The following is a 20846-nucleotide window of genomic DNA, read 5'->3' as shown; positions in this document are numbered from 1 at the left end:
CTCCAGCTTCAAGTGATCGACACCCTGGAAGCGCAGTTCGATGCCCAACCGCCCGGCACCACCTACTCCGAGGGCATCGACGAACCGTGGTGCGCCGACTTCATCAGCTGGGTGCTGCGCGAGGCCGGACAGCCGTTGACCAATCCACACTCCGGGTCCTGGCGCATCCCCGGGGTGTACAAGCTGCAGGAGTACTACCAGTCGACCGGGCGGTTCGAGCCGCCGGATTACCGGCCGGCTGCCGGTGACGTGATGCTGTGGGACGAGGGCAGCGCGCTGGGCCTGCACGCCAATCTCGTGGTCACCGCCGACGGTGCCACCATCACCACCGTGGGCGGGAACGAAGACGGGATCCGGGTCCGCACCCACACGGTGGGACCCGAATCCCGGCTACTCGGTTACGGCCGGCTGCAGTGATCAGCCGGCGCTGACGCTGCGGCCCGCGCTGTGCAGGTCGTTGCAGGCTTCGATGACCCGCTCGGTCATCGAGGCTTCGGCCTTCTTCAGGTAGCTGCGCGGATCGTAGGTCTTCTTGTTGCCGACCTCGCCGTCGATCTTGAGCACACCGTCGTAGTTGGTGAACATGTGCGCGGCGACCGGGCGGGTGAACGCGTACTGGGTATCGGTGTCGACGTTCATCTTCACCACGCCGTAGCTCAGCGCCTCTTCGATCTCGGACTTGGCCGAACCGGATCCGCCGTGGAACACGAAGTCGAACGGCTTGGAACCCTCGGGCAGGCCCAGCTTGGCGGACGCCACCTTCTGGCCCTGGGCCAGGATCTCCGGCTTGAGCTTGACGTTGCCCGGCTTGTACACGCCGTGCACGTTGCCGAATGTCGCAGCCAGCAGGTAGTGGCCGTGCTCGCCGACGCCGAGCGCCTCGACCGTGGCCTCGAAGTCCTCCGGCGTGGTGTACAGCTTCTCGTTGATCTCAGCCTCGACGCCGTCCTCTTCACCGCCGACCACGCCGATCTCGATCTCCAGGATGATCTTGGCTTCGGTGGACAGCTTCAGCAGCTCCTTGGCGATCTCCAGGTTTTCACCGATCGGCACCGCCGAGCCGTCCCACATGTGCGACTGGAACAGCGGGTTCTGGCCGTTCTTGACCCGCTCGGCCGAGATGGCCAGCAGCGGGCGCACGAATCCGTCGAGCTTGTCCTTGGGGCAGTGGTCGGTGTGCAGGGCCACCGTGATGTCGTACTTGGCGGCGATGACGTGCGCGAATTCGGCGAGCGCGACGGCACCGGTGACCATGTCCTTGACCCCGAGGCCGGAACCGAACTCGGCGCCACCGGTGGAGAACTGGATGATGCCGTCGCTGCCGGCGTCGGCGAAGCCCTTGATGGCGGCGTTGATCGTCTCCGACGAGGTGCAGTTGATCGCGGGGAAGGCGAACGAATTCTCCTTGGCGCGGCCCAGCATCTCGGCATATACCTCAGGCGTTGCGATGGGCATGGATCTTCTCCTTATGCGGCGTCTGGACGGGCGTCTTCCAGGCAGTATCTCAGGAGCATCCAGTTCGGGTCACCGCAGGGTGAGACCGTCGTCACGACGCCCGGCCAAGTCGCGCAGCCAACCGGCCGTCAGCGCGGGATTCGGGTCCGGGCCGCTCGCACCGGTACCCTTGACACCCGTGACCAGCACCACGACCACACTCGCGCTCATGCCGGACTTCCTGGATCCGATCAACCTGCTCGGCTACTTCGGCACCTGGGCACTGATCGGCATGCTGGTCGTGATCTTCGTCGAATCCGGCGTGCTGTTCCCGATCCTGCCGGGTGACTCGCTGCTGTTCGTCGCGGGCATGCTGGCCGCCGGCACCGCCGCGGCCGCCGAGCAGGGCGCCGCCGAGGCGAACTTCCAGCTCTGGCAACTGCTGGTGTTCATCCCGATCGCCGCGGTCCTGGGCGGTCAGGCCGGGTACTTCATCGGCCGGTTCATCGGCACCGAGATGTTCAAGCCCGACGCCCGCATCCTCAAGCAGAAGTACCTCGACGAGGCACACACCTTCTTCGAGCAGCGCGGCCCGTTCGCGATCGTGATCGCCCGGTTCGTGCCGATCGTGCGCACGCTGGCCCCGCTCACCGCGGGTGCGGCCCGGATGAACTACGCCGTGTTCAGCGTCTTCAACATCATCGGCGCGCTGGTCTGGGGTATCGGCCTGACCCTGCTGGGCTACTTCCTGGGCCAGTTCGACATCATCCAGAAACTGCTCGAGCCGATCTTCATCCTGATCGTGGTGGTCTCGGTGATGCCGATGGCCTGGGAGTGGTACAAGCGCAAACGCGACGCCAAGAAGGCCCCCGCCGACGTCGTCGCCGAAACCGCCGCGGACTGACCGCCGGGCTCACCGACCCGGCAGCCAGCCACCGCATGCGCGCTCAGAACCCGATCTTCTCGACCTGAGACGACGCCCAACTGGTCTGCACGCCGGGTGCCACGCCGCGCACCCGGGCATACACCTCGGCGCTGCTCTCCCAGGACGGCTCCGAATCCTCGACCTTGTCATGCGGGACGATCACGCCCACCGCGAACGAATTCGGACCCACCTCACGGGCACCCAACTGCAACGAGTTGTTGGCCAGGATCAGGTCATCCGAGAACGTGTCGTCGTCCATCACCCGGATCTGGATGTGCATCAATCCATCGCCGAGCTTGCGGACGTCGGCTTCGGTCATCAGGATCGTGCCGCCCACGGTGAGATTCAGATCCTGGTTCGAGTTTCGGGGCGCGCTGTAGATCCACACCCCCACCATCTTTGCCATGGCTTTCTCCTTCTTCGGTCCCGGTGCGCTGATTGCTTGCGCACCGTGGTCCGAAAAGTGTTGAGCCGCTGGCCAGTCTGGTCGCGCGTAGTTGGCTACCTGCTCATCGGGACAATTCCAGGGCCGCGGCCAGCTCGCGCAACGCATCCCGCGGGTCAGCGGTCGGGTTGTGCCCCAACGCCTGCACGACGACGTGGTCGGCGCCGGCGTCCAGGTGCGCGCGCACGCGCGCGGCGGCGTCGTCGACGCTGCCCATGCCGACCAGCGCGCGGGCCAACCGGTCCGATCCGCCGCGCACCAGATCCGAATCGTCGAAGCCCTGCCGCAGCCAGGAATTGCGGTAGTTCGGCAGCCCGCTGTACACCTCGAGGTGGCTGTGCGCCCGGGCCAGCTGGTCGGCGTCATCGCCGCCGACCGCGATCGCCTGCTCGGACACCACCCACTTGTCCGGGCCCAGCTGCTTGCGGGTCACCCCGGAGTGTTCGGGCGTCACCAGGTACGGGTGGGCGCCGTCGGCGTGGCTGCCGGACAGCTCGATCATCTTGGGCCCCAAGGCGGCCAGCAGCCGGGGCGGACGGCCCACGCCCGGTTCGATCGCCTCGGGCACCGCGGCCATCCGGTCCAGGTAGCTGCGCATGGTCGCCAACGGCTTCTCGTAGACCCCACCCAGTCCGTGCTGCACCAGCGGACCGTGGCTGACGCCCAGGCCGAGCACGAACCGCCCGGGGTAGAGCGCAGTCAGCGTGCGCGCACCGGATTCCGCGGCTGAGGGCACCCGGACGTGGATGTTGGCGATGCCGGTCCCGATCACCAGTCGCTCGGTGCCGGCCAGGAACGCCGCCGACTGGGTCAGCGCCTCCTTGCCGACCACCTCGGGCAGGAACAGCGAGCCATAGCCCATCGCCTCCAGGTCGCGGGCCACCTGTTGGGCTTCCGGCATCGCCCAGGTGTCACTGGCCCACCAGACCCCGATCTTCGAACCGAAGTCGATGCGTGCGCGCTCTGAACTCACTTGTTTCTCCTCAGCTTTCGACATCGTGATGGATACGTCCGGCGGTGTCGGCCAGCGGCAGGCCGCCGCCACCCCACCGTCGGGCAATGATCTCCGCGGCGATCGACACCGCAGTCTCCTCCGGGGTGCGCCCACCCAGGTCCAGGCCGATCGGGCTGCACAGCCGGGCCAACTCGGCGTCGGTCAGGCCGGCTGCACGCAACCGGACCATCCGGTCGTCGTGCGTGCGCCGCGATCCCATCGCGCCGATGTAGCCGACTTTCGGTAGCCGCAACGCCACTTCGAGCAGCGGCACGTCGAATTTCGGGTCGTGGGTCAGCACGCAGATCACGGTGCGCTCATCGATCCCGCCGGCCGCGGCTTCGGCAGCCAGATAGCGGTGCGGCCAGTCCACGATCACCTCGGCGGCGCTCGGGAACCGCGCCGGGGTGGCGAACACCGGACGCGCGTCGCAGACCGTCACCCGGTAACCGAGATACGCCCCCTGGACCGCGACGGCCGCGGCGAAGTCGATCGCACCGAACACCAGCATCCGCGGTGGCGGAGCGTAGCTGGCCACGAACACCTCGAGGCCCTCGCCGCGGCGCTGCCCGTCCGGTCCGTAGGTCAGCACCTCGCTGCGGCCGGCCGCCAGCAGCCCGCGGACGTCGTCGGTGACCGCGGCGTCGGCGCGGTCCGATCCCAGCGTGCCCTCGACCCGGTCCGGTCGCACCACCAGCCGATGCCCCAGCCACTCGGGGTCCGGGTGCGCGACGACGGTCGCGACCGCGACCGGGCGGTGCGCGACGACGTCGTCGGCGATCTGGTCGAGTTGCGGAAAACTGCGCTGCGAAATCGGTTCGACGAAGATGTCCAGGATCCCGCCGCAGGTCAGGCCGACTTCCAGGGCGTCGTCGTCGCTGACGCCGTAGCGCTGCAGCACCGGGACCCCGGTTTCGGCGACCTCGGTGGCCAGCTCGTAGACCGCGCCTTCCACGCAGCCGCCGGAGACCGAACCGGTGACGGTGCCGTCGGCGGCCACCACCATCGAGGCGCCGGGCGGGCGCGGCGCCGACGAGAACGTGCGCACCACGGTCCCCACGCCGGCGGTCGCCCCAGAGCGCCACAGCGCCAACAGGTCGCTCAGCACATCCCGCACGCACCTAGCCTATGCGGCCGCAAATCAACGCCGGCCGGGACGCCGCAGCTCAAGCCGACAGCCGGCCGGACAACAGATGCGCCTGTTCGAGCAGCAGGGTGCCCAGTTGGCGGTGGCGTTCCGGGCTGAACCGGGTCTGCACCCCAGTCAGGCTCAGCCCCCAGGCCGGCCGGCCGCTGCGGTCGAACACCGCCGCGGCCATCCCCCAGCTGCCCTCGACGATCAGGCCGGGGTTGACCGCATACCCGGCCAGCCGGGTGGCCTCGATGCGTTCCCGAATCTTGGCCTCGGAATGAGCTGGGCCCCAGTCTCTTTCCGGATCCGAACGGGCGAAGTACTCGTCGACCTCCGCCGGTGGCAGATGGCTCAGGATCGCCAAACCGGCGCTGGCCACACCGAGTGGGAACCGGATGCCGACGTAGAGCACATGGGAACGCAGCGGAAAACTGCCCTCCTCGCTGAGCACGCACACCGTCTCGTCACCGCGGCGGGCCGAGAAGAACGCGCTCTCACCGGTCTCGCGGGCCAGTCGGGTCACCACCTCGCGGGCGTGGTCGGTGACGTCATAGCGGTAGGCCGCGCCCACCCCGAGCAGGTAGAGCTCCGGGCCCAGCGACCAGCGCCCGGTCCGGGCGTCCCGACTGACCAGATCCTCCTCGGCCAGCGACACCAGCAACCGGTGCGCGGTGGGCCGGGCCAGTCCGGCGTGTCTGGCCAGTTCGGTGGTGGACGCGCCGTCGGGTTCGGCCGCGGCGACCGCGCGCAGCATGGCGCCGACCCGCGCCACCACGGGGGAACGTCCTTCTCCGGTGGCCACGAGCGTCATCGTAGGCGTTCATCAGATGAACACCAAAGCTGGATTAGGTCATCAAACGAACACTTTTCCGCCCAGCAGGCTGCTCGCTTGATTCGTCCAAACGTTCGTTGTTCAGTAGTTACCGACGAATACGGCGATCAGCACCGGCAGTTCGCGATACGTCTGCTGGATGGACAGTGCTGCGCCCAATGCGTGAAGGAGAGCCATGACCTCGAAGGTTTACGAGTCCGCCGCGGCCGCGGTGGCCGACATCCCGACCGGCGCCAAACTGGCGGTCGGCGGTTTCGGGCTGTGCGGCATCCCGGACCAACTGATCGCGGCGGTCGCCGCCTCGGACGTCACCGACCTCGAGGTGTTCTCGAACAACTGCGGTGTCGACGGCCTGGGTCTGGGCGTGCTGCTGGAACTGGGCAAGGTGCGCCGGGTGACCGCGTCCTATGTCGGGGAGAACAAGGAGTTCGCCCGCCAGTACCTGGCCGGTGAACTCGAGGTCGAGCTGACCCCGCAGGGCACGCTGGCCGAGCGGTTGCGGGCCGGCGGTGCCGGCATCCCGGCGTTCTACACCCCGGCCGGGGTGGGCAGCCCGGTCTCCGACGGCGGCCTGCCCTGGCGCTATGCCGCCGACGGATCGGTGGCGGTGGCCTCCCCGCCCAAGGAGGTGCGCGAGTTCAACGGCAAGCGCTACGTCCTCGAAGAGGGCATCAACGCCGACTTCGCGCTGGTGCACGCCAAGCGCGCGGACACCCTGGGCAACCTGGTGTTCAACAAGACTGCGATGAACTTCAACCCGCTGGCCGCGATGGCCGGCAAGGTCACCATCGTGCAGGTCGAGGAACTGGTGCAGCCCGGCGAGATCGACCCGGGCGCAGTGCATTTGGCGGGTGTGTTCGTGCAGCGCATCGTGCAAACCGGCCCGCAGGACAAGAAGATCGAGAAGCGAACCGTCAGCGAGAAGGCGAACTGAAGATGACTGAGACTCCCACCGTCACCGGATGGTCCCGCAACCAGATGGCCGAACGGGCCGCCAAGGAAATGGTCGACGGCGAGTACGTCAACCTCGGCATCGGTCTGCCCACCCTGATTCCCGGTTACCTCACTGGTGACGTGCACGTGATCCTGCACTCCGAGAACGGCATCCTGGGCACCGGCCCCTACCCCACCGACGACGCCGTCGACCCGGATCTGATCAACGCGGGCAAGGAGACCGTGACCGTCAATCCCGGTGCGGCCTACTTCGATTCGTCGCTGTCGTTCGGGATGATCCGCGGCGGCCACATCGATGCCGCGGTGCTCGGCGGCATGGAGGTGTCCAACACCGGCGACCTGGCCAACTGGATGGTGCCCGGCAAGATGGTCAAGGGCATGGGCGGCGCCATGGACCTGGTGCACGGCGCCGGCCGGGTGATCGTGCTGATGGAGCACACCGACAAGGCCGGCAACCCGAAGATCGTGCAGCGCTGCACATTGCCGCTGACCGGTCAGGGTGTGGTGGACCGGATCATCACCAACCTGTGCGTCATCGACGTGCCCAAGGACGGTCGGATGATCCTGCGCGAGCTCGCCCCCGGGGTCAGCGTCGACGACGTGGTGGCCGCCACCGGCACCGAACTCACCGTCGAATTGGACTGAGCCGCACTAGCTCTCGGGATCCGAGAGCTCGGGATCTGCCGACTCGACGTCAGCGGGCCCGGAGTCCGCGGGCTCGGGGTCTTCCTCGAGCGCGGCGCTGATCCGGTGCGCGGCCTCCATCAGCATCCAACCGGACAGCTGCACGGACAGGTCGCGCTCCGGTAGCGCCGAGGACGCGACCGCGCCGGCGACGAACTGACCGGTGTCGCCGGTGTCGCCGCTCGGGATCTCGGCGTTGCGGTCCCAGAACGCGCCGAACAACGGCAGCCCGTCCACGGTCTGCCGGTAGTCCCAGGCCGACCGCGCGGACTTGAGCACCAGGCTGGCCGCGGTGTCACGCGCCTCGACGTCCGCGTCGGAATCACCGGGCAGCGACGTGGCCGCCAGCGCGAGGTAGCGCGCGGTGATCCCGGCGAACAATCCGCCGTCGCCGCCGCCGGCACCCTTGAGCACACCCTCGGGCGCCATCTGCTCGCTGATCGCGCCGATCAGCCGACGGGCCCGGACGCTGTGCCGCTCGTCGGTGGTGCGCACCGCCAGCTCGGTCTCCAACCCGACCACCACGCCCTGGCAGTAGGTGTACTGGGCGCGCACCAGCGAGCCGGCCTTGATGCCGTCGAACACCAGATGGGTCTCCGGGTCAATCAGTGTCTCGTCGATCCAGTCCGCCATCTGCTGGGCCCGCCGCAGCCGATCCCCGTAGCGCGCCAAGAAGATTCCGGCCGGCCCGTTGGACGGGGCGTTGAAGAACTGGTCCTGTTTGCGCCACGGGATACCGCCGCCGTCCTCGGGCACCCAGGCGGTGAGGAACTGATCGGCCAGCTTGTCCAGCGCGCGCTGCTTGTCGATGCCGGCCACGTTGCGGGCCCGCTCCAGGGCCAGCCCCAGCCAGGCCATGTCGTCGTAGTAGTCGTTGGTCCAGCCGGTGTTGCGCAGCCAGTGCCCGCGGATCTGCCGATTGATCTGGGCCACCCGCTCAACGTTGGGGTCGCGCAGTTGGGCGTCGACCAGGCAGTCCAGCAGATGCGCCTGCCACCAGTAGTGCCAGGTGCGGAAGCGTTTGGTCTTCTTGGTGGGCGGCCAGGCGGTGACACCTAGTTGCGTGCCCGGCAGTCCCCACAGCTTGCTCAGATGCCGCTTGGCGATGGCCGCCTCCGACGAGGCCGCCCGGTTGGCCCATACCTGATCCATGACAGGCATCCTGCCTTACCAGGCCCGGCTGAGGTCACCCCACTGCGTGATCCAGGTGTGCATGGCGATACCGGCGGCCACCGAGGCGTTGATGCTGCGGGTCGAGCCGAACTGGGCGATCGAGACCACAGCGGCGGCCCCCGCGCTGGCTTCGGGCGTGATGCCCGGGCCTTCCTGCCCGACGATCAGCAGGCACTCGCGCGGCAGCGGGGTCTGCTCCAGCCGGGTGGCGCCCGGGGTGTTGTCCAGCGCGACGACGGTCAGCCCGGCTTCGGCGGCGAAGGCCAGCAGATCGGCGGTGCTGTCGTGATGGCGCAGCCGCTGGTAGCGGTCGGTGACCATGGCGCCGCGCCGGTTCCAGCGGCGTCGTCCGACGATGTGCACGGTGTGCACCGCGAACGCGTTGGCGGTGCGGACCACGCCGCCGATGTTGGCGTCGTTGCCGAAGTTCTCGATCGCCACGTGCAGCGCGTGCCGGCGGGTGTCGATGTCGGCGACGATGGCGTCCCGGGTCCAGTACCGGTAGGCATCGACGACGTTGCGGGTGTCGCCGTCGCGCAACAACTCCGGGTCATACCGCGGGTCCTCGGGCGTCGGTCCGCTGTGCTCGGCGTGCCAGGGCCCGACGCCCACGCTGGGTGCGCCCCACTCGCTGGGGCCGACGACGTCGTCGTGCTTGGTCATGTCTGCTCGTCTTGCAGCCACACCCCGGCGTGGGTACCGAGCACCGACACCGTCGCGTACAGCACCGCGGTGCTGATCTCACCCTGCGCGCACAGCGAGGCCTTCAGCTGCACCGAGCTCAGCGACGCTTCGGGCAGCACCAGCACGGACGCACCGTAGGTCGAGCAGGCCGCCGACAGTCCCGGCGGCGGCAGGCTGGGCGCCAACGTCACCATCAGCGGGCCGCCGCGCTCGGCCGACCGCCGCTGGTAGTCGTCGGCATCGGCGTCGATCTGCAGACCCAACAGCATGTACCCGTCGCCGGTGAACATCGAGTTGTCACCGAGGTCGGCCGGGACCAACGGGGTGCCGTTGGCGCGCCAGGCCTCCACACTGGTGGTGCTCAGCATCAGCCCGGTGTCGGCGGCGCTGGTGGTCGGCAAACCGAGCGGGAAGGCGGCCGGGTAGGCCCGCAGCGTCTGCGGGATCCGATCCTGCGGCGAGTACACGTACACGCCACGCACCTGGGCCTGGTCGCGGATCGGCCCCAGGCACACGGTGCCGCTGACCCGGTCGGGTTGGGCCAGCAGTGGCGAGAAATCCGTGCCGGCCACCTGGTCGCAGCTGCCCACACCGGTGACCTCGATCGGGTGTGCCAGCGCGCCGTAGAGACCGAACCGCAGGTCGGCGCCGTCGGCGTGGGCCGCCTCGGGATCGGCGGGGGCGCCGTCGACGTCGATCAGCACACGGTCGGCGGCAAACCGCAGGTTGGCCACCGACAGGTTCCAGCCCAGCAGTTGCAGCGACTCGCCGATCCGGGCTTGTTGCGCGCCGTAGCGGTGACCGGCGGGTGCGTCCTCGGAGCAGCTGACCGCCGCGAATCCGCAGACCAGCACGAGCAGCGCGGTCAGGACCCGGCGAACGCGGTGATGTCCCGGCACGACCTAACTCAGCCCGAGGTCGTCGAGGCCGAGCACACTGCGGTACGGCAGCCCCTCGGCTTCGATGACCTCGGCGGCCCCGGTGGCGCGGTCCACGACCGTGGCCACGCCGACGACGTCACCGCCGGCTTCGCGCACCGCCCGCACCGCGGTCAGCGGGGAGGCGCCGGTGGTGCTGGTGTCCTCGACCACCAGGACGCGTTGCCCGGCGACGTCGAAACCTTCGATCAGCCGTTGCATGCCGTGCGTCTTGGCCGATTTGCGCACCACGAACGCATCGATCGGGCGGCCGTCGGCGTGCATGATCGCGGTGGCCACCGGGTCGGCGCCCAGGGTCAGACCGCCGGCAGCGGCGTAGTCCCAGTCGGCCGTGAGTTCGCGCATCAGCGAGCCGATCAGCCGCGCCGCGCGATGATGCAGGGTGGATCGGCGCAGGTCGACGTAGTAGTCGGATTCCTTGCCGGAAGACAACACGACGCGGCCGTGCACCACGCTCAGTTCGCGCACCAGATCGGCGAGTTCGGCACGGTCGGTCGCCGTGAGGTTGATCGACACCGCCGCCTGCTAACGCTGGTAGTGGCCGGCCGGCCGGCCGGCCCGCGGCTGCGGTGCCCGCCGCGGCGGTTCGGCCGAACGCTTGGGCTCGGTCGCGCGGATCGGTTCCCGCGCCACCCGCTCGCGCGGTTCCCGCTGTGCACGCGGCGGTGCTTCGGTACGTGCGGTGGGGGCTTCGCCGCGGGTGGCCTGCGGCCGGCCCGGGGCGGCGCGGCGCGGCGCGGGGATGGCTTTCGGTTGCGGCGTCGGCGGCAGCACCCGCAGCAGGTCGTTGAACTGGCGGACGGTGCGCAGACCCTCGTCCCACTGCGCGCGGGTGCTGGTGATCGGCATCGACACCAGCGTCCAGTTCTCCTCGTTCCACATGATCTCGGCGCAGTCCGGGGCGGTGTGCGCGAACGTCACCATGCGCCGGTCGCAAGCGCGCCGGGCGGCGTCGAGGTTGGTCGAGTACACCATCCGCGGGCCGATCGCGCCGAGCAGCCAGATGTCGCTCTCGCGCGGCTCCTTGATGCCCTTGAGCCGCAGGTCGACGACCACATTGGTGCCGACCTTGCGGTGCAGCGCGATGACGGTGGCGACATCGTCGAGATCGAAGATGAAAACGGCTTCACCGCGGATCTGTCCGAGCACGACGTTGCGCGCGGTGACGTCGCCGACCGTGGACATCACACCGCGCTTCCAGCGGTGCAGGATGTCGGTGGACTCGTGCTCGTAGTCGAATCCGTGCGAGCGTGCCCAGGACTTGCGTCGCCGGCCCAGGCCGCGCCGACGGTCGATGTCGAAGTACAACAACACCGCCGCACCGACGAAGCACAGTGCGGCCAGCGTGAACCAAAGCGGGACCATTGCGCACAGCCTATCTGCTGGGTGCCCAGAACGCGGAATGCCTGCAGATCACAACAGCGTCACACACGATAAACCAGCCGCTCACCGGACTGGCCCCCACCTCTGCGGAGGTGGGGGCCAGTCCGTGGCCGGCTGGGCTCAGCCCAGGATCAGGCGGTCGCCGTCGGGGCTGACGTTGACCGGCACGGTGTCACCGTCGTGCACCTCACCGGCCAGCAGCAGCTTGGCCAACTGGTCGCCGATGGCCTGCTGGATCAGCCGGCGCAGCGGACGGGCACCGTAGAGCGGGTCGAACCCGCGGTGCGCCAACCACTGCTTGGCCGGCAGCGACACCTCGAGCGTCAGGCGACGCTGCTCCAGCCGCTTGGCCAGCTGGGCCAGCTGAATATCGACGATCGACACCAGTTCCTCGGGGTTGAGGCCCTCGAAGATCAGCACGTCGTCGAGGCGGTTGATGAACTCCGGCTTGAACGCTGCGCGGACAGCCGCCATCACCTGTTCATCGGTGCCGCCCGATCCCAGGTTCGAGGTCAGGATCAGGATGGTGTTGCGGAAGTCGACCGTGCGGCCCTGGCCGTCGGTCAGACGACCCTCGTCGAGCACCTGCAGCAGCACGTCGAACACGTCCGGGTGGGCCTTCTCCACCTCGTCGAACAGCACCACGGTGTAGGGCCGGCGGCGCACCGCCTCGGTGAGCTGACCGCCCTGGTCGTAGCCGATGTAGCCGGGGGGCGCACCGACCAGTCGGGCCACCGAATGCTTCTCGCCGTACTCGCTCATGTCGATCCGGGTGATGGCCCGGTCGTCATCGAACAGGAACTCCGCCAGCGCCTTGGCCAGCTCGGTCTTACCGACACCGGTGGGGCCCAGGAACAGGAACGAGCCGGTGGGCCGGTTCGGGTCGGCCACCCCGGCGCGGGCGCGCCGCACCGCATCGGAGACCGCCGAGATCGGGGCCTTCTGGCCGACGACCCGCTTGCCGAGCTCCTCTTCCATCCGCAGCAGCTTGGCGGTTTCGCCTTCCATCATCCGGCCGGCCGGAATCCCGGTCCAGGCCGAGACCACGTCGGCGACGTCGTCGGGACCGACCTCTTCCTTGAGCATGACGTTCTCGCGGGCTTCGGCGGCCGGCAGCGCGGCATCGAGTTTCTTCTCGATCTCCGGGATCCGCCCGTAGCGCAGTTCGGCGGCCTTGGCCAGGTCACCGTCGCGCTCGGCCCGGTCGGCCTCGCCGCGCAGGGTTTCCAGTTGCTCCTTGAATTCCCGCACGACGTCGATGGCGTTCTTCTCGTTCTGCCACCGGGTGGTGAGCTCGGCCAGCTTCTCCTTGTAGTCGGCCAGCTCCGAACGCAGCTTCTCCAGCCGTTCCTTTGACGCCTCGTCTTCTTCTTTGGCCAGCGCCATCTCTTCGATCTCCAGCCGCCGCACGACGCGTTCCACCTCGTCGATCTCCACCGGCCGGGAGTCGATCTCCATCCGCAGCCGCGAGGCAGCCTCGTCGACCAGGTCGATCGCCTTGTCCGGCAGGAACCGGCTGGTGATGTAACGGTCGGAAAGCGTTGCCGCAGCGACCAATGCGGAGTCGGTGATGCGGACACCGTGGTGCACCTCGTAGCGCTCCTTGAGGCCACGCAGGATGCCGACGGTGTCCTCGACCGACGGTTCACCGACCAGCACCTGCTGGAACCGACGTTCCAGGGCGGCGTCCTTCTCGATGTACTTGCGGTACTCGTCGAGCGTGGTGGCACCGACCAGTCGCAGCTCGCCGCGAGCCAGCATGGGCTTGATCATGTTGCCGGCGTCCATCGCGCCTTCGCCGGTGGCACCGGCGCCGACGATGGTGTGCAGTTCGTCGATGAACGTGATGATCTGGCCGGCCGAGTTCTTGATGTCGTCCAGGACGGCCTTGAGCCGCTCCTCGAACTCACCGCGGTACTTGGCACCGGCCACCATCGAGCCCAGGTCCAGGCCGACGACGGTCTTGTCGCGCAGGCTTTCTGGCACGTCCCCGGCGATGATGCGCTGGGCCAGGCCCTCGACGATCGCGGTCTTGCCGACGCCGGGTTCACCGATCAGTACCGGGTTGTTCTTGGTCCGGCGGCTGAGCACCTGGATCACCCGACGGATCTCGGTGTCCCGGCCGATCACCGGGTCAAGCTTGCCCTCGCGGGCCCGCGCGGTCAGGTCGGTGGCGTACTTCTCCAGCGCCTGATAGCTGCCCTCGGGGTCCGGGCTGGTGACCCGCGCGCTGCCGCGCACCTTGACGAACGCCTCCCGCAGCGCCTCGGGCGAAGCACCGTGGTTGGTCAACGTCTTGGCGACTTCGCTTGTGCCGGTGGCCAGGCCGACCAGCAGGTGCTCGGTCGAGACGTATTCATCGTCCATCTCGGTGGCCAGCTGTTGGGCCGTGGTGATCGCGGTCAGCGACTCCGGCGACAGCTGCGGTGCGGAACTGGCACCGCTGGCGCTGGGCAACCGGTCCAGCAGACGCTGGGCCTCGGCCCGAATGGTCGCGGGCTCGACTCCGACCGCCTCCAACAGGGGTGCGGCGATGCCGTCGTTTTGGGTCAGCAGCGCCATCAACAGGTGGGCAGGCGTGATCTGCGGGTTGCCTGCGGCGGTGGCCGCCTGCAATGCCGCGGTCAGCGCTGCCTGGGTCTTGGTGGTCGGATTGAACGAGTCCACGACACCTCCGTTTCTGCTTGTGCCGAGGACGCCCGAAGCGGTCCCCCGCAGTGTTTGTGATGCTTCTCCACTTGCACAACCGCGTCAATGTTGAGTCTATTCCGCTCAACTTTAGCCTGTCTCGCCCCCGCGCCCATCCCGCGCCCGTCCCGCAGCGCCGCGCCAACCCCGCCCAACCCCGCCCCGCCCCAACCCGCTCACTGCCGTTTCATACGCGACACGCCGCCGCGGGCGTATGAAAGCGCAGCCTTGCGAGCCGAACAGCACCGCCGACGAGCCGGTGGAGCCGCAGGTGCCGCGATTCTGCACCGCTGCCGACTACGGTTGGGCCATGCCCGGATCCGACTTCGGCGACTTCGAGTTCGAGCGAAAGTTCTTCGTGCCCGAACTGCCGGCCGTGGCCGCCTCCGATCCCAGCCCGGCCTTGATCGTGCAGACCTACCTGTTCGCCGCCGACGGCTATGCGGTGCGGGTCCGCGTGCAGGGGCCGGCCCCGGCCGAAGCCGACCTCGCCGCAGATGAACTCGTCGATAGCCTCGGGGAACAGTCGATCGGCACCATGACGGCCAAGGGCCCGGCAGTCAGCGGCACCCGCTACGAAGCCGAACGTGAACTCGATCCGCAGGTGGCCGGCCAGATCGTGCGTCGCGCCGACCATGTGGTGGCCAAGATCCGCTACTCGGTGTGGCTCGGCGAAGATGGCTGGGTGTTGGACCGCTTCCTGGGCGGCAATGCACCCCTGGTGCTGGCCGAGGTGGAACGCGGCGGGCCGGTGGTCGACCTGGTGATACCGAGCTTCTGCGCCAGCGAAGTCTCCGAGGATGACCGCTTCCGCAACGAGTACCTGGCGCATCACCCGTTCGGCGGCTGGGCCGCAAGTTACCGCGACGAGTTCAACCTACGCGGCCCCACCTTCCTGGATACCTTGGGGCACAACCACTTCGGCGACCCCTAGCCGCGATCCACCACCGACCCGCGGCTGCTACCGCCAACACCGCATTCGAACATATCATCGATTGATGGGACGGCTGCAACCTATCCGCTACACCGGACAACCGGTGCGCGAGCCGTTCCGCGTGGTCCACCCGCCGATCCGGGTCCTGGTCGACCTCTCGACGCTGTTTCCGCGTCAACCGCACCGCAGGGGGCGCTACCAGCCCAACGGCTTGCAGATGCACAAGGTGGTCGAGGGCACGCTGAGCTGTTGGGGGCTGTGCGAACAGGGCGATTGGTGGGGTTTGGTCAGCTACCAGATCAGCTACGGCTCCCAGCGCAGGACCGTGACCCATTGGGTACCGGGTTGGCTGCTGCGGCGGTGCTGAACTGCTAATTTGCCCTGGTGATCAACCTGAGCGAGCTGATTCCGTTGGCCTTGGTGATCGCGTTGTCACCGCTGTCGATCATCCCGGCGATCCTCGCACTGCATAGCCCGCGGCCCCGCGCTGGCGCACTGGCCTTCCTGGCCGGCTGGCTGGTCGGCTTGGCCGCGTTGACCGCACTGTTCATCGGGATCTCCGGGCTGCTCGGCGGGTTGGGCGGCAAGCCGCCGGGCTGGGCGTCGTGGCTGCGCATCGTGGTCGGCGCCGCGCTGATCGTGTTGGGCCTGTTCCGCTGGTTCACCCGACATAGCAGACCGCATCAGATGCCGGGCACCGGACACCTCACCGAATCCGGACCCGGCAAGCTCGCCGCCGTCGGCGCACTATTGACCGTGGCCAACCCGAAAGTGCTGTTCATCTGCGCGGCAGCCGGTTTGGCGATCGGCACCGCCGGCCTGGACGACGGCGTCCTGGCGGCGGCCGCGGTGTTCGTCGCGGTCTCGGCGTCCACCGTCGCACTACCGATCCTGGCCTACGGCGTGGCCGGTACGCGTCTCGATCCCACCCTGACCAAACTCAAGGCCTGGATGGAGCACAACAACGGTGCGCTGGTGGCCGCGATCCTGCTGGTCATCGGTGTGATGGTGCTCTACAAGGGAATTCACGGCCTGTAGTCGGCGGGCAGGCCCAACTCCTCGGCGCTGGCGGTCAGGTAGCGCTGCACGCTGGGGGCCAACATCCGCACCACGTCCTCGACCGCCACCTCGGCCAGCGGACCGACGCGCATCACGTAACGCAGCAACGCGGTGCCGACCAGGTTGGTGGCGGCCAGCATGGCCCGTAGTCGGGTGTCCGGTCCACCGCCGAGTTGTTCCGCCACGGCGGTCAGCACGTAACTCTGCATGAAGGTCCGAAACGCCTCGTGCGCATCGGAATTCGACGTCGCCGAGGACAGCATGGTGACCATACTGGGCCCGGTCTGCGGGTCTTCCCAGATCCCCAGATAGGTCCGCACCAGTCGGGTACCGAGGTCGGTCCCGTCGACGTCGGCGAACGCCGCGATCAGTTTGGCCGGATCCAGGATCAACGTCATCGATTCCCGGAACAGCGCATCCTTGGAACCGAACAGGTAATGCACCATCGACGCGTCGACGTGCGCGTCGCCGGCGATCTGGCGCAACGTCGTCTTCTCGTAGCCCTGGCTTGCGAAGCGCTGCTTGGCAGCGGCCAACACCACCTCGCGGGACACCGGTTCGCCGCTACGACGACCGCGTCGTGCGGCCTTCTGCGCAGGTGAGGGCATACATCGACGCTACCATTTCAATGGGTGTTGAAAACTGCCCGTCGGCGCGCTAGCGTTAATTCATCAACCATTGAATAGCCTCCGGAGATCCGATGACCACCTCCGCATCGACACCCACCCCACCCGCACCCCCGCGCCACGAACCACCCAACTGGGTCCGCGCCACCGGCGTCGCCGTCGTCTTGACCGCCGCTCTGGCCGTGCTGTTCATCGCGTTCGCGCTGCCTGCGGTGAAATCCGCGCCGCACGACCTGCCGATCGGCGTCACCGGACCCGAACCCGTCGTCGCGCAGATCGAAGCGGCGCTGAGCGCGAAGGCTCCCGACGGCTTCGCCGTCACCAGCTACCCCGGCGAGGATGCGCTGCGCGAGGCGATTCTCGACCGAAAGGCCTACGGCGGCATCGCAGTCGGCGCGACCGGCCCGACGATGCTGCTCGCCACCGGCGGCAGCCCGGCCGTCGCGCAGGTGCTGAGTGGGATCGGCACGGCGATGTCACAACAAACCGGGGTCCCGCTGCGCACCGAAGACCTCGCACCGCTGCCCACCGAGGATCCGCGTGGTGTCGGGCTGGCCGCGGCCGCCTTACCGATCACGCTGGCCGGTCTGCTTCCGGCGATCGCGTTCGTGTTGCTGTTCCCGACCCAGCCGTGGCTACGGTTGTGGGCCACCGTCGGGTTCGCCGCTCTGGCCGCCGTCACGATCGCCGGGCTGCTGGCCTATGTGCTGGGCTCGGTCCAGACCAACCTGATCGGGGTCACCGGCGGGCTGTTCCTGGGCGCGTTGGCCACCGGGCTGGCCGTGCTGGGCTTGGGCTCGTTGTTCGGCCGAGCCGGACTCGGTCTGGGTGCCGCCGCGGTCATGCTGCTGGGCAACCCGCTGTCCGGTCTGACCTCGGCACCGGAAATGCTGCCGGCCGGCTGGGGCACGCTGGGCCAACTGCTGCCGCAAGGCGCCAACGCCACCCTGCTGCGGTCCACCGCCTACTTCTCCGGAGCCGGGGCCTCGACCGCGGTCGCGGTGCTGGTGGGCTGGAGTCTGGCGGGCGCCGCGCTGATTGTGCTCGCCGTCCTGAGGGACCGCCGTCGACAGGCATAAGATCGGCGGCTGTGGGCCTCGAAGACCGTGACGCGCTGAGCGTGCTGCGCGCCGCACTCAATCGGCCCGACTCCGACGACCTGATCGGCCGGTTCTACAACTGCTGGTTCGCCATCGACGATTCGGTGCGCGACAAGTTCCCACCCGACATGCACGATCAGCGCAAGGTCTTCCGCCAGGTGCTGGATTGGGTGTTCGGCGAGTTCATCGACCAGCGCGCCAACGAGCCGGTGGCCTTCCTGGCCCAGCTCGGCCGCGATCACCGCAAGTACGGCATCACCCACGAGCACTACGAATCGCTGGCGCATGCGCTGTACGCGACGCTCAGCGCCGACCTCGAAGACGAGTGGACCGACGCCGTCGACGACACCGCCCGCCAGGCCATCGACTTCATCGCCGGGGTGATGAGCGGAGCCGCGCAGGCCGAGCAGGGACCGGCCTGGTGGGGCGGCACGGTGCTGGAGCACCACCGGGTATCCCGGGATCTGGCCGTGGTGCGGTTGCAACTCGACAACCCAATGCCGTATCTGCCCGGGCAGTACGTCAACGTCGAAGTTCCGCAGTGTCCGCGGCGGTGGCGGTACTTGTCACCGGCCATCCCGCCGCAGCCCGACGGCAAGATCGAGTTCCATGTGCGCTCGGTGTCCGGCGGCATGGTCAGTACCGCGCTGGTGGCCGAGACCCGGGTCGGTGACCGGTGGCGGTTGTCCAGCCCGTTGGGCGGGATGGACGTCAACCGCGACGACGGCGACATCCTGATGGTCGCCGGCAGCACCGGTTTGGCGCCGCTGCGCGCGATCATCATGGATATGGCCCGATCGGCGGTGAATCCGCGGCTGCACCTGTTCTTCGGCGCGCGCTACCCCTGCGAGCTCTACGATCTGCGCACGCTGTGGCAGATCGCGGCCAGCAGTCCGTGGCTGTCGGTCACCCCGGTGTCCGAGTACGACACCGACCCGCCGTGGGCCGGCGACTACCCGGATGTGCAACCGCCGCGCGGTTTGCATGTCCGGCAGAAGGGGCTGCTGCCCGAGGTGGTGACCCGCTACGGCGGCTGGGGTGATCGTCAGATCCTGATCTGCGGCGGCCCCCGCATGGTGGCCGCCACCCGCGCGGCGTTGATTGCCAAAGGCGCTCCGCCGGAACGTATTCAGCACGACCCGTTGTCGGGCTAGCTGTTCAGCATTAGGCCATTGAGATAGCACCGAGGTACACGTCGAGCGAGTACGCCCCTACCAGGACGCTAACTCGATCGTGTTCTTCAGCGTCGACGCTGGCGCGGCTGCCACACCACCAGCGCAGTGCTGGTGGTCTGCTGCGGCTCCCGACGCTGTTTGGCCCGCAGTCCCTCGACTTCGCCGACCAACTCCGTCACCCGCGACTGCAGCGCCTCGACCTGGTTGGTCAACTCGATGATCCGCTTGATACCGGCCAGGTTGACGCCCTCGTCTTGGGACAGCCGCTGCACCTCGCGCAGCAGATCCACATCGCGTTGCGAATAGCGCCGGCCCCCACCAGAACTGCGTTGCGGCGTGACCAGGCCGAGTCGGTCATAGGTGCGCAGGGTCTGCGCGTGCATACCGGCCAACTCGGCGGCCACCGAGATCAAGAAGGTCCGGGACTCTTTGCGATCAGACTCACTCATCGAACCGGTTCACCTCCCTTCTAGGCCCGGTTGCCCGCCCAGTTGGCACGCGGGTCGAATCCGCTGGCACGCTCGGCTGCGGCATAGGCTTCCAGCGCTTCGAGTGCCGCACCCTCGATGTTCGGCGGCACCCCGACCTTGACGGTGACCAACAGGTCGCCGTGCCCGCCGCTGCGCTTGGGCACACCGCGGCCCCGCACCCGCAGGATGCGACCGTCGGCGGTGCCCTTGGGCACCCGGACACCGACCTTGCCTTCCAGTGTCGGGACCGAAAGCGTTGTCCCCAGCGCCAATTCGTGGAAGCTGACCGGAACGGTGACGGTCAGGTCGTCGCCGTCGCGGCCGAACACCTTGTCCGGACGCACGTGCACGGTGACGTACAGATCGCCCGACGGTGCGCCGCGCAGACCCGCCTCGCCCTGCCCGGCCAGCCGGATCCGCTGGCCGTCCTCGACGCCCGGCGGGATCCGCACGTTGATGGTGCGGCTGCGGGTGGTGACGCCGGTGCCCCGGCAGTCGTCGCACGGATGCTCGATGATCGAGCCGCTGCCCCGACATTCGGTGCACGGCTCGGAGAATCCGAACGCGCCCTGGTTGCGGTTGATCACCCCGGAGCCGTTACAGCTGGCGCACACCTTGGGGCTGGTACCCGGACGTGCCCCGCTGCCATGGCAATTGGTGCACGGCGCCGGGCTGGTCAGCTGCAGCGGCATCACCGCCATACCGCGGGTGGCTTCGAGGAAGTCCAGTTCGATCTCGGTCTCGAGGTCCTTACCGCGACGCGGCCGGTTCGGTCGCGGCGCAGCGCCCCGGCCGAACAATCCGCCGAACAAATCGCCGATGTTGGCACCGCCGGTTTGGCCGGCCGCGTCGAACAGGTCACCGAGGTTGAACTCGGCACCGTCGGCACCGCCGCCGAACCCGCCGAAGCCGCCGCCGCCGCCACCGCCGTTGAACCGTCGGCCGAAGCCACCGGCGAACAGCCTGCGGGTCTCGTCGTACTCCTTGCGTTTGGCCGGGTCGGTCAGCACTTCCTTGGCTTCCGAGGCGGCCTTGTAGCGCTCCTCGGCGGCCGTGTCGCCCGGGTTCCGGTCCGGATGATTCTCGGCCAGGATCTTGCGGGCGGCCCGCTTGATCTCCTCCTGGCTGGCATCGGAGGAGACGCCGAGTTCGGAGTAGAAGTCCTTTTCAACCCATTCACGCTGGGCCATCGCGCGTCACCTCCTTACCTGTCTTC

24 protein-coding genes are annotated in these 20846 nt (G+C 68.4%); 9 read left to right on the top strand and 15 right to left on the bottom strand.

Going from position 1 to position 20846, the window contains the following annotated elements:
- Positions 1 to 417: CHAP domain-containing protein (locus AC5Y3P_RS14110; protein WP_500046527.1), on the top strand; the 417-nt coding region annotated here is incomplete at its 5' end.
- Here AC5Y3P_RS14110 and fbaA read toward each other — a convergent pair.
- A complete protein-coding gene (fbaA, locus tag AC5Y3P_RS14105) occupies positions 418 to 1455 on the bottom strand; it encodes a class II fructose-bisphosphate aldolase (protein ID WP_500046526.1) in 1038 nt (345 codons plus the stop codon).
- Positions 1456 to 1524: 69 nt separating this feature from the next.
- Positions 1525 to 1665: a hypothetical protein gene (locus AC5Y3P_RS14100; RefSeq protein WP_500046525.1), complete on the bottom strand. Its 141-nt coding sequence runs from the start codon at positions 1663 to 1665 to the stop codon at positions 1525 to 1527.
- Between AC5Y3P_RS14100 and AC5Y3P_RS14095 the strand changes: the two genes are divergently transcribed.
- The gene (locus tag AC5Y3P_RS14095) at positions 1664 to 2338 is read left to right on the top strand and encodes a DedA family protein (RefSeq protein WP_500046524.1); all 675 of its coding nucleotides are present in this window, start codon (positions 1664 to 1666) and stop codon (positions 2336 to 2338) included. The genes AC5Y3P_RS14100 and AC5Y3P_RS14095 overlap by 2 nt on opposite strands.
- A gap of 43 nt (positions 2339 to 2381) precedes the next feature.
- Here AC5Y3P_RS14095 and AC5Y3P_RS14090 read toward each other — a convergent pair whose 3' ends face one another.
- The 4 genes from AC5Y3P_RS14090 to AC5Y3P_RS14075 all read right to left on the bottom strand — a co-directional run bounded on the left by AC5Y3P_RS14090 (position 2382) and on the right by AC5Y3P_RS14075 (position 5684).
- Entirely contained in the window at positions 2382 to 2765 is a 384-nt protein-coding gene (locus AC5Y3P_RS14090; protein WP_500046523.1) for a hypothetical protein, read from the bottom strand.
- 103 nt (positions 2766 to 2868) lie between these two features.
- Positions 2869 to 3777 (bottom strand): LLM class F420-dependent oxidoreductase, encoded by a 909-nt coding sequence (locus AC5Y3P_RS14085; RefSeq protein ID WP_500046522.1) that lies wholly within the window; start codon positions 3775 to 3777, stop codon positions 2869 to 2871.
- A 10-nt stretch (positions 3778 to 3787) separates the two neighbouring features.
- Positions 3788 to 4915, bottom strand: coding sequence for an XdhC family protein (locus AC5Y3P_RS14080; protein WP_500046521.1), 1128 nt, complete (start codon positions 4913 to 4915; stop codon positions 3788 to 3790).
- Between the two features lie 49 nt (positions 4916 to 4964).
- Complete coding sequence (locus AC5Y3P_RS14075; protein WP_500046532.1) at positions 4965 to 5684, bottom strand: IclR family transcriptional regulator; 720 nt, start codon at positions 5682 to 5684, stop codon at positions 4965 to 4967.
- A 253-nt stretch (positions 5685 to 5937) separates the two neighbouring features.
- Between AC5Y3P_RS14075 and AC5Y3P_RS14070 the strand changes: the two genes are divergently transcribed.
- Both AC5Y3P_RS14070 and AC5Y3P_RS14065 read left to right on the top strand, forming a co-directional pair.
- A complete protein-coding gene (locus AC5Y3P_RS14070; RefSeq protein WP_500046520.1) occupies positions 5938 to 6696 on the top strand; it encodes a CoA transferase subunit A in 759 nt (252 codons plus the stop codon).
- Positions 6697 to 6698: 2 nt separating this feature from the next.
- On the top strand, positions 6699 to 7361 hold the full coding sequence (locus AC5Y3P_RS14065; RefSeq protein WP_500046519.1) for a 3-oxoacid CoA-transferase subunit B: 663 nt from the start codon (positions 6699 to 6701) through the stop codon (positions 7359 to 7361).
- Between the two features lie 6 nt (positions 7362 to 7367).
- On the opposite strand, the gene AC5Y3P_RS14060 is transcribed toward AC5Y3P_RS14065, so the two are convergent.
- From AC5Y3P_RS14060 to clpB, 6 genes are all read right to left on the bottom strand, one after another.
- Positions 7368 to 8552, bottom strand: coding sequence for a glycoside hydrolase family 76 protein (locus AC5Y3P_RS14060; protein ID WP_500046518.1), 1185 nt, complete (start codon positions 8550 to 8552; stop codon positions 7368 to 7370).
- Positions 8553 to 8567: 15 nt separating this feature from the next.
- Positions 8568 to 9236: a TrmH family RNA methyltransferase gene (locus AC5Y3P_RS14055; RefSeq protein ID WP_500046517.1), complete on the bottom strand. Its 669-nt coding sequence runs from the start codon at positions 9234 to 9236 to the stop codon at positions 8568 to 8570.
- Positions 9233 to 10156: a hypothetical protein gene (locus AC5Y3P_RS14050; protein WP_500046516.1), complete on the bottom strand. Its 924-nt coding sequence runs from the start codon at positions 10154 to 10156 to the stop codon at positions 9233 to 9235. Before AC5Y3P_RS14050 ends, AC5Y3P_RS14055 begins: the two co-directional genes overlap by 4 nt.
- 3 nt (positions 10157 to 10159) lie before the next feature.
- Positions 10160 to 10705: an orotate phosphoribosyltransferase gene (pyrE, locus tag AC5Y3P_RS14045; protein WP_500046531.1), complete on the bottom strand. Its 546-nt coding sequence runs from the start codon at positions 10703 to 10705 to the stop codon at positions 10160 to 10162.
- A gap of 15 nt (positions 10706 to 10720) precedes the next feature.
- Positions 10721 to 11560 carry a trehalose monomycolate transport factor TtfA gene (gene ttfA, locus AC5Y3P_RS14040; protein ID WP_500046515.1) on the bottom strand — a complete coding sequence of 280 codons (840 nt, stop codon included), beginning with the start codon at positions 11558 to 11560 and terminating at the stop codon, positions 10721 to 10723.
- A 138-nt stretch (positions 11561 to 11698) separates the two neighbouring features.
- Entirely contained in the window at positions 11699 to 14245 is a 2547-nt protein-coding gene (clpB, locus tag AC5Y3P_RS14035; protein ID WP_500046514.1) for an ATP-dependent chaperone ClpB, read from the bottom strand.
- A gap of 331 nt (positions 14246 to 14576) precedes the next feature.
- Here clpB and AC5Y3P_RS14030 point away from each other — a divergent pair, with 331 nt between their 5' ends.
- The 3 genes from AC5Y3P_RS14030 to AC5Y3P_RS14020 all read left to right on the top strand — a co-directional run bounded on the left by AC5Y3P_RS14030 (position 14577) and on the right by AC5Y3P_RS14020 (position 16238).
- The gene (locus AC5Y3P_RS14030) at positions 14577 to 15200 is read left to right on the top strand and encodes a CYTH domain-containing protein (RefSeq protein WP_500046513.1); all 624 of its coding nucleotides are present in this window, start codon (positions 14577 to 14579) and stop codon (positions 15198 to 15200) included.
- 64 nt (positions 15201 to 15264) lie between these two features.
- The gene (locus AC5Y3P_RS14025; RefSeq protein ID WP_500046512.1) at positions 15265 to 15567 is read left to right on the top strand and encodes a hypothetical protein; all 303 of its coding nucleotides are present in this window, start codon (positions 15265 to 15267) and stop codon (positions 15565 to 15567) included.
- A 17-nt stretch (positions 15568 to 15584) separates the two neighbouring features.
- Positions 15585 to 16238, top strand: coding sequence for a GAP family protein (locus tag AC5Y3P_RS14020; RefSeq protein ID WP_500046511.1), 654 nt, complete (start codon positions 15585 to 15587; stop codon positions 16236 to 16238).
- Here AC5Y3P_RS14020 and AC5Y3P_RS14015 read toward each other — a convergent pair.
- Positions 16226 to 16867: a TetR/AcrR family transcriptional regulator gene (locus tag AC5Y3P_RS14015; RefSeq protein WP_500046510.1), complete on the bottom strand. Its 642-nt coding sequence runs from the start codon at positions 16865 to 16867 to the stop codon at positions 16226 to 16228. The two genes, AC5Y3P_RS14020 and AC5Y3P_RS14015, sit on opposite strands and share 13 nt — an antisense overlap.
- Before the next feature lie 92 nt (positions 16868 to 16959).
- Here AC5Y3P_RS14015 and AC5Y3P_RS14010 point away from each other — a divergent pair, with 92 nt between their 5' ends.
- Complete coding sequence (locus tag AC5Y3P_RS14010) at positions 16960 to 17964, top strand: ABC transporter permease (RefSeq protein WP_500046509.1); 1005 nt, start codon at positions 16960 to 16962, stop codon at positions 17962 to 17964.
- 11 nt (positions 17965 to 17975) lie between these two features.
- A complete protein-coding gene (locus AC5Y3P_RS14005; protein WP_500046508.1) occupies positions 17976 to 19139 on the top strand; it encodes an FAD-binding oxidoreductase in 1164 nt (387 codons plus the stop codon).
- 86 nt (positions 19140 to 19225) lie between these two features.
- On the opposite strand, the gene AC5Y3P_RS14000 is transcribed toward AC5Y3P_RS14005, so the two are convergent.
- Positions 19226 to 19609 carry a heat shock protein transcriptional repressor HspR gene (locus AC5Y3P_RS14000; protein WP_500046507.1) on the bottom strand — a complete coding sequence of 128 codons (384 nt, stop codon included), beginning with the start codon at positions 19607 to 19609 and terminating at the stop codon, positions 19226 to 19228.
- Positions 19610 to 19629: 20 nt separating this feature from the next.
- Positions 19630 to 20820, bottom strand: coding sequence for a molecular chaperone DnaJ (gene dnaJ / locus AC5Y3P_RS13995; protein WP_500046506.1), 1191 nt, complete (start codon positions 20818 to 20820; stop codon positions 19630 to 19632).
- Between the last annotated feature and the right edge of the window lie 26 nt (positions 20821 to 20846).

The sequence above is a fragment of the Mycobacterium sp. NGS45 genome (assembly GCF_059812645.1).
The sequence above is the reverse complement of the archived record's forward strand: the minus strand, read 5'-3'. Positions and strand labels throughout refer to the sequence as shown.

Excerpts from the sequence above, each read along its gene's own strand:
- fbaA (WP_500046526.1), bottom strand. The coding sequence starts at position 1,455 with ATGCCCATCGCAACGCCTGAGGTATATGCCGAGATGCTGGGCCGCGCC.
- AC5Y3P_RS14095 (WP_500046524.1), top strand. The coding sequence starts at position 1,664 with ATGCCGGACTTCCTGGATCCGATCAACCTGCTCGGCTACTTCGGCACC.
- AC5Y3P_RS14100 (WP_500046525.1), bottom strand. The coding sequence starts at position 1,665 with ATGAGCGCGAGTGTGGTCGTGGTGCTGGTCACGGGTGTCAAGGGTACC.
- AC5Y3P_RS14090 (WP_500046523.1), bottom strand. The coding sequence starts at position 2,765 with ATGGCAAAGATGGTGGGGGTGTGGATCTACAGCGCGCCCCGAAACTCG.
- AC5Y3P_RS14075 (WP_500046532.1), bottom strand. The coding sequence starts at position 5,684 with ATGCTGCGCGCGGTCGCCGCGGCCGAACCCGACGGCGCGTCCACCACC.
- AC5Y3P_RS14070 (WP_500046520.1), top strand. The coding sequence starts at position 5,938 with ATGACCTCGAAGGTTTACGAGTCCGCCGCGGCCGCGGTGGCCGACATC.
- AC5Y3P_RS14065 (WP_500046519.1), top strand. The coding sequence starts at position 6,699 with ATGACTGAGACTCCCACCGTCACCGGATGGTCCCGCAACCAGATGGCC.
- AC5Y3P_RS14060 (WP_500046518.1), bottom strand. The coding sequence starts at position 8,552 with ATGGATCAGGTATGGGCCAACCGGGCGGCCTCGTCGGAGGCGGCCATC.
- AC5Y3P_RS14055 (WP_500046517.1), bottom strand. The coding sequence starts at position 9,236 with ATGACCAAGCACGACGACGTCGTCGGCCCCAGCGAGTGGGGCGCACCC.
- ttfA (WP_500046515.1), bottom strand. The coding sequence starts at position 11,560 with ATGGTCCCGCTTTGGTTCACGCTGGCCGCACTGTGCTTCGTCGGTGCG.
- AC5Y3P_RS14030 (WP_500046513.1), top strand. The coding sequence starts at position 14,577 with ATGCCCGGATCCGACTTCGGCGACTTCGAGTTCGAGCGAAAGTTCTTC.
- AC5Y3P_RS14025 (WP_500046512.1), top strand. The coding sequence starts at position 15,265 with ATGGGACGGCTGCAACCTATCCGCTACACCGGACAACCGGTGCGCGAG.
- AC5Y3P_RS14015 (WP_500046510.1), bottom strand. The coding sequence starts at position 16,867 with ATGCCCTCACCTGCGCAGAAGGCCGCACGACGCGGTCGTCGTAGCGGC.
- AC5Y3P_RS14010 (WP_500046509.1), top strand. The coding sequence starts at position 16,960 with ATGACCACCTCCGCATCGACACCCACCCCACCCGCACCCCCGCGCCAC.
- AC5Y3P_RS14000 (WP_500046507.1), bottom strand. The coding sequence starts at position 19,609 with ATGAGTGAGTCTGATCGCAAAGAGTCCCGGACCTTCTTGATCTCGGTG.
- dnaJ (WP_500046506.1), bottom strand. The coding sequence starts at position 20,820 with ATGGCCCAGCGTGAATGGGTTGAAAAGGACTTCTACTCCGAACTCGGC.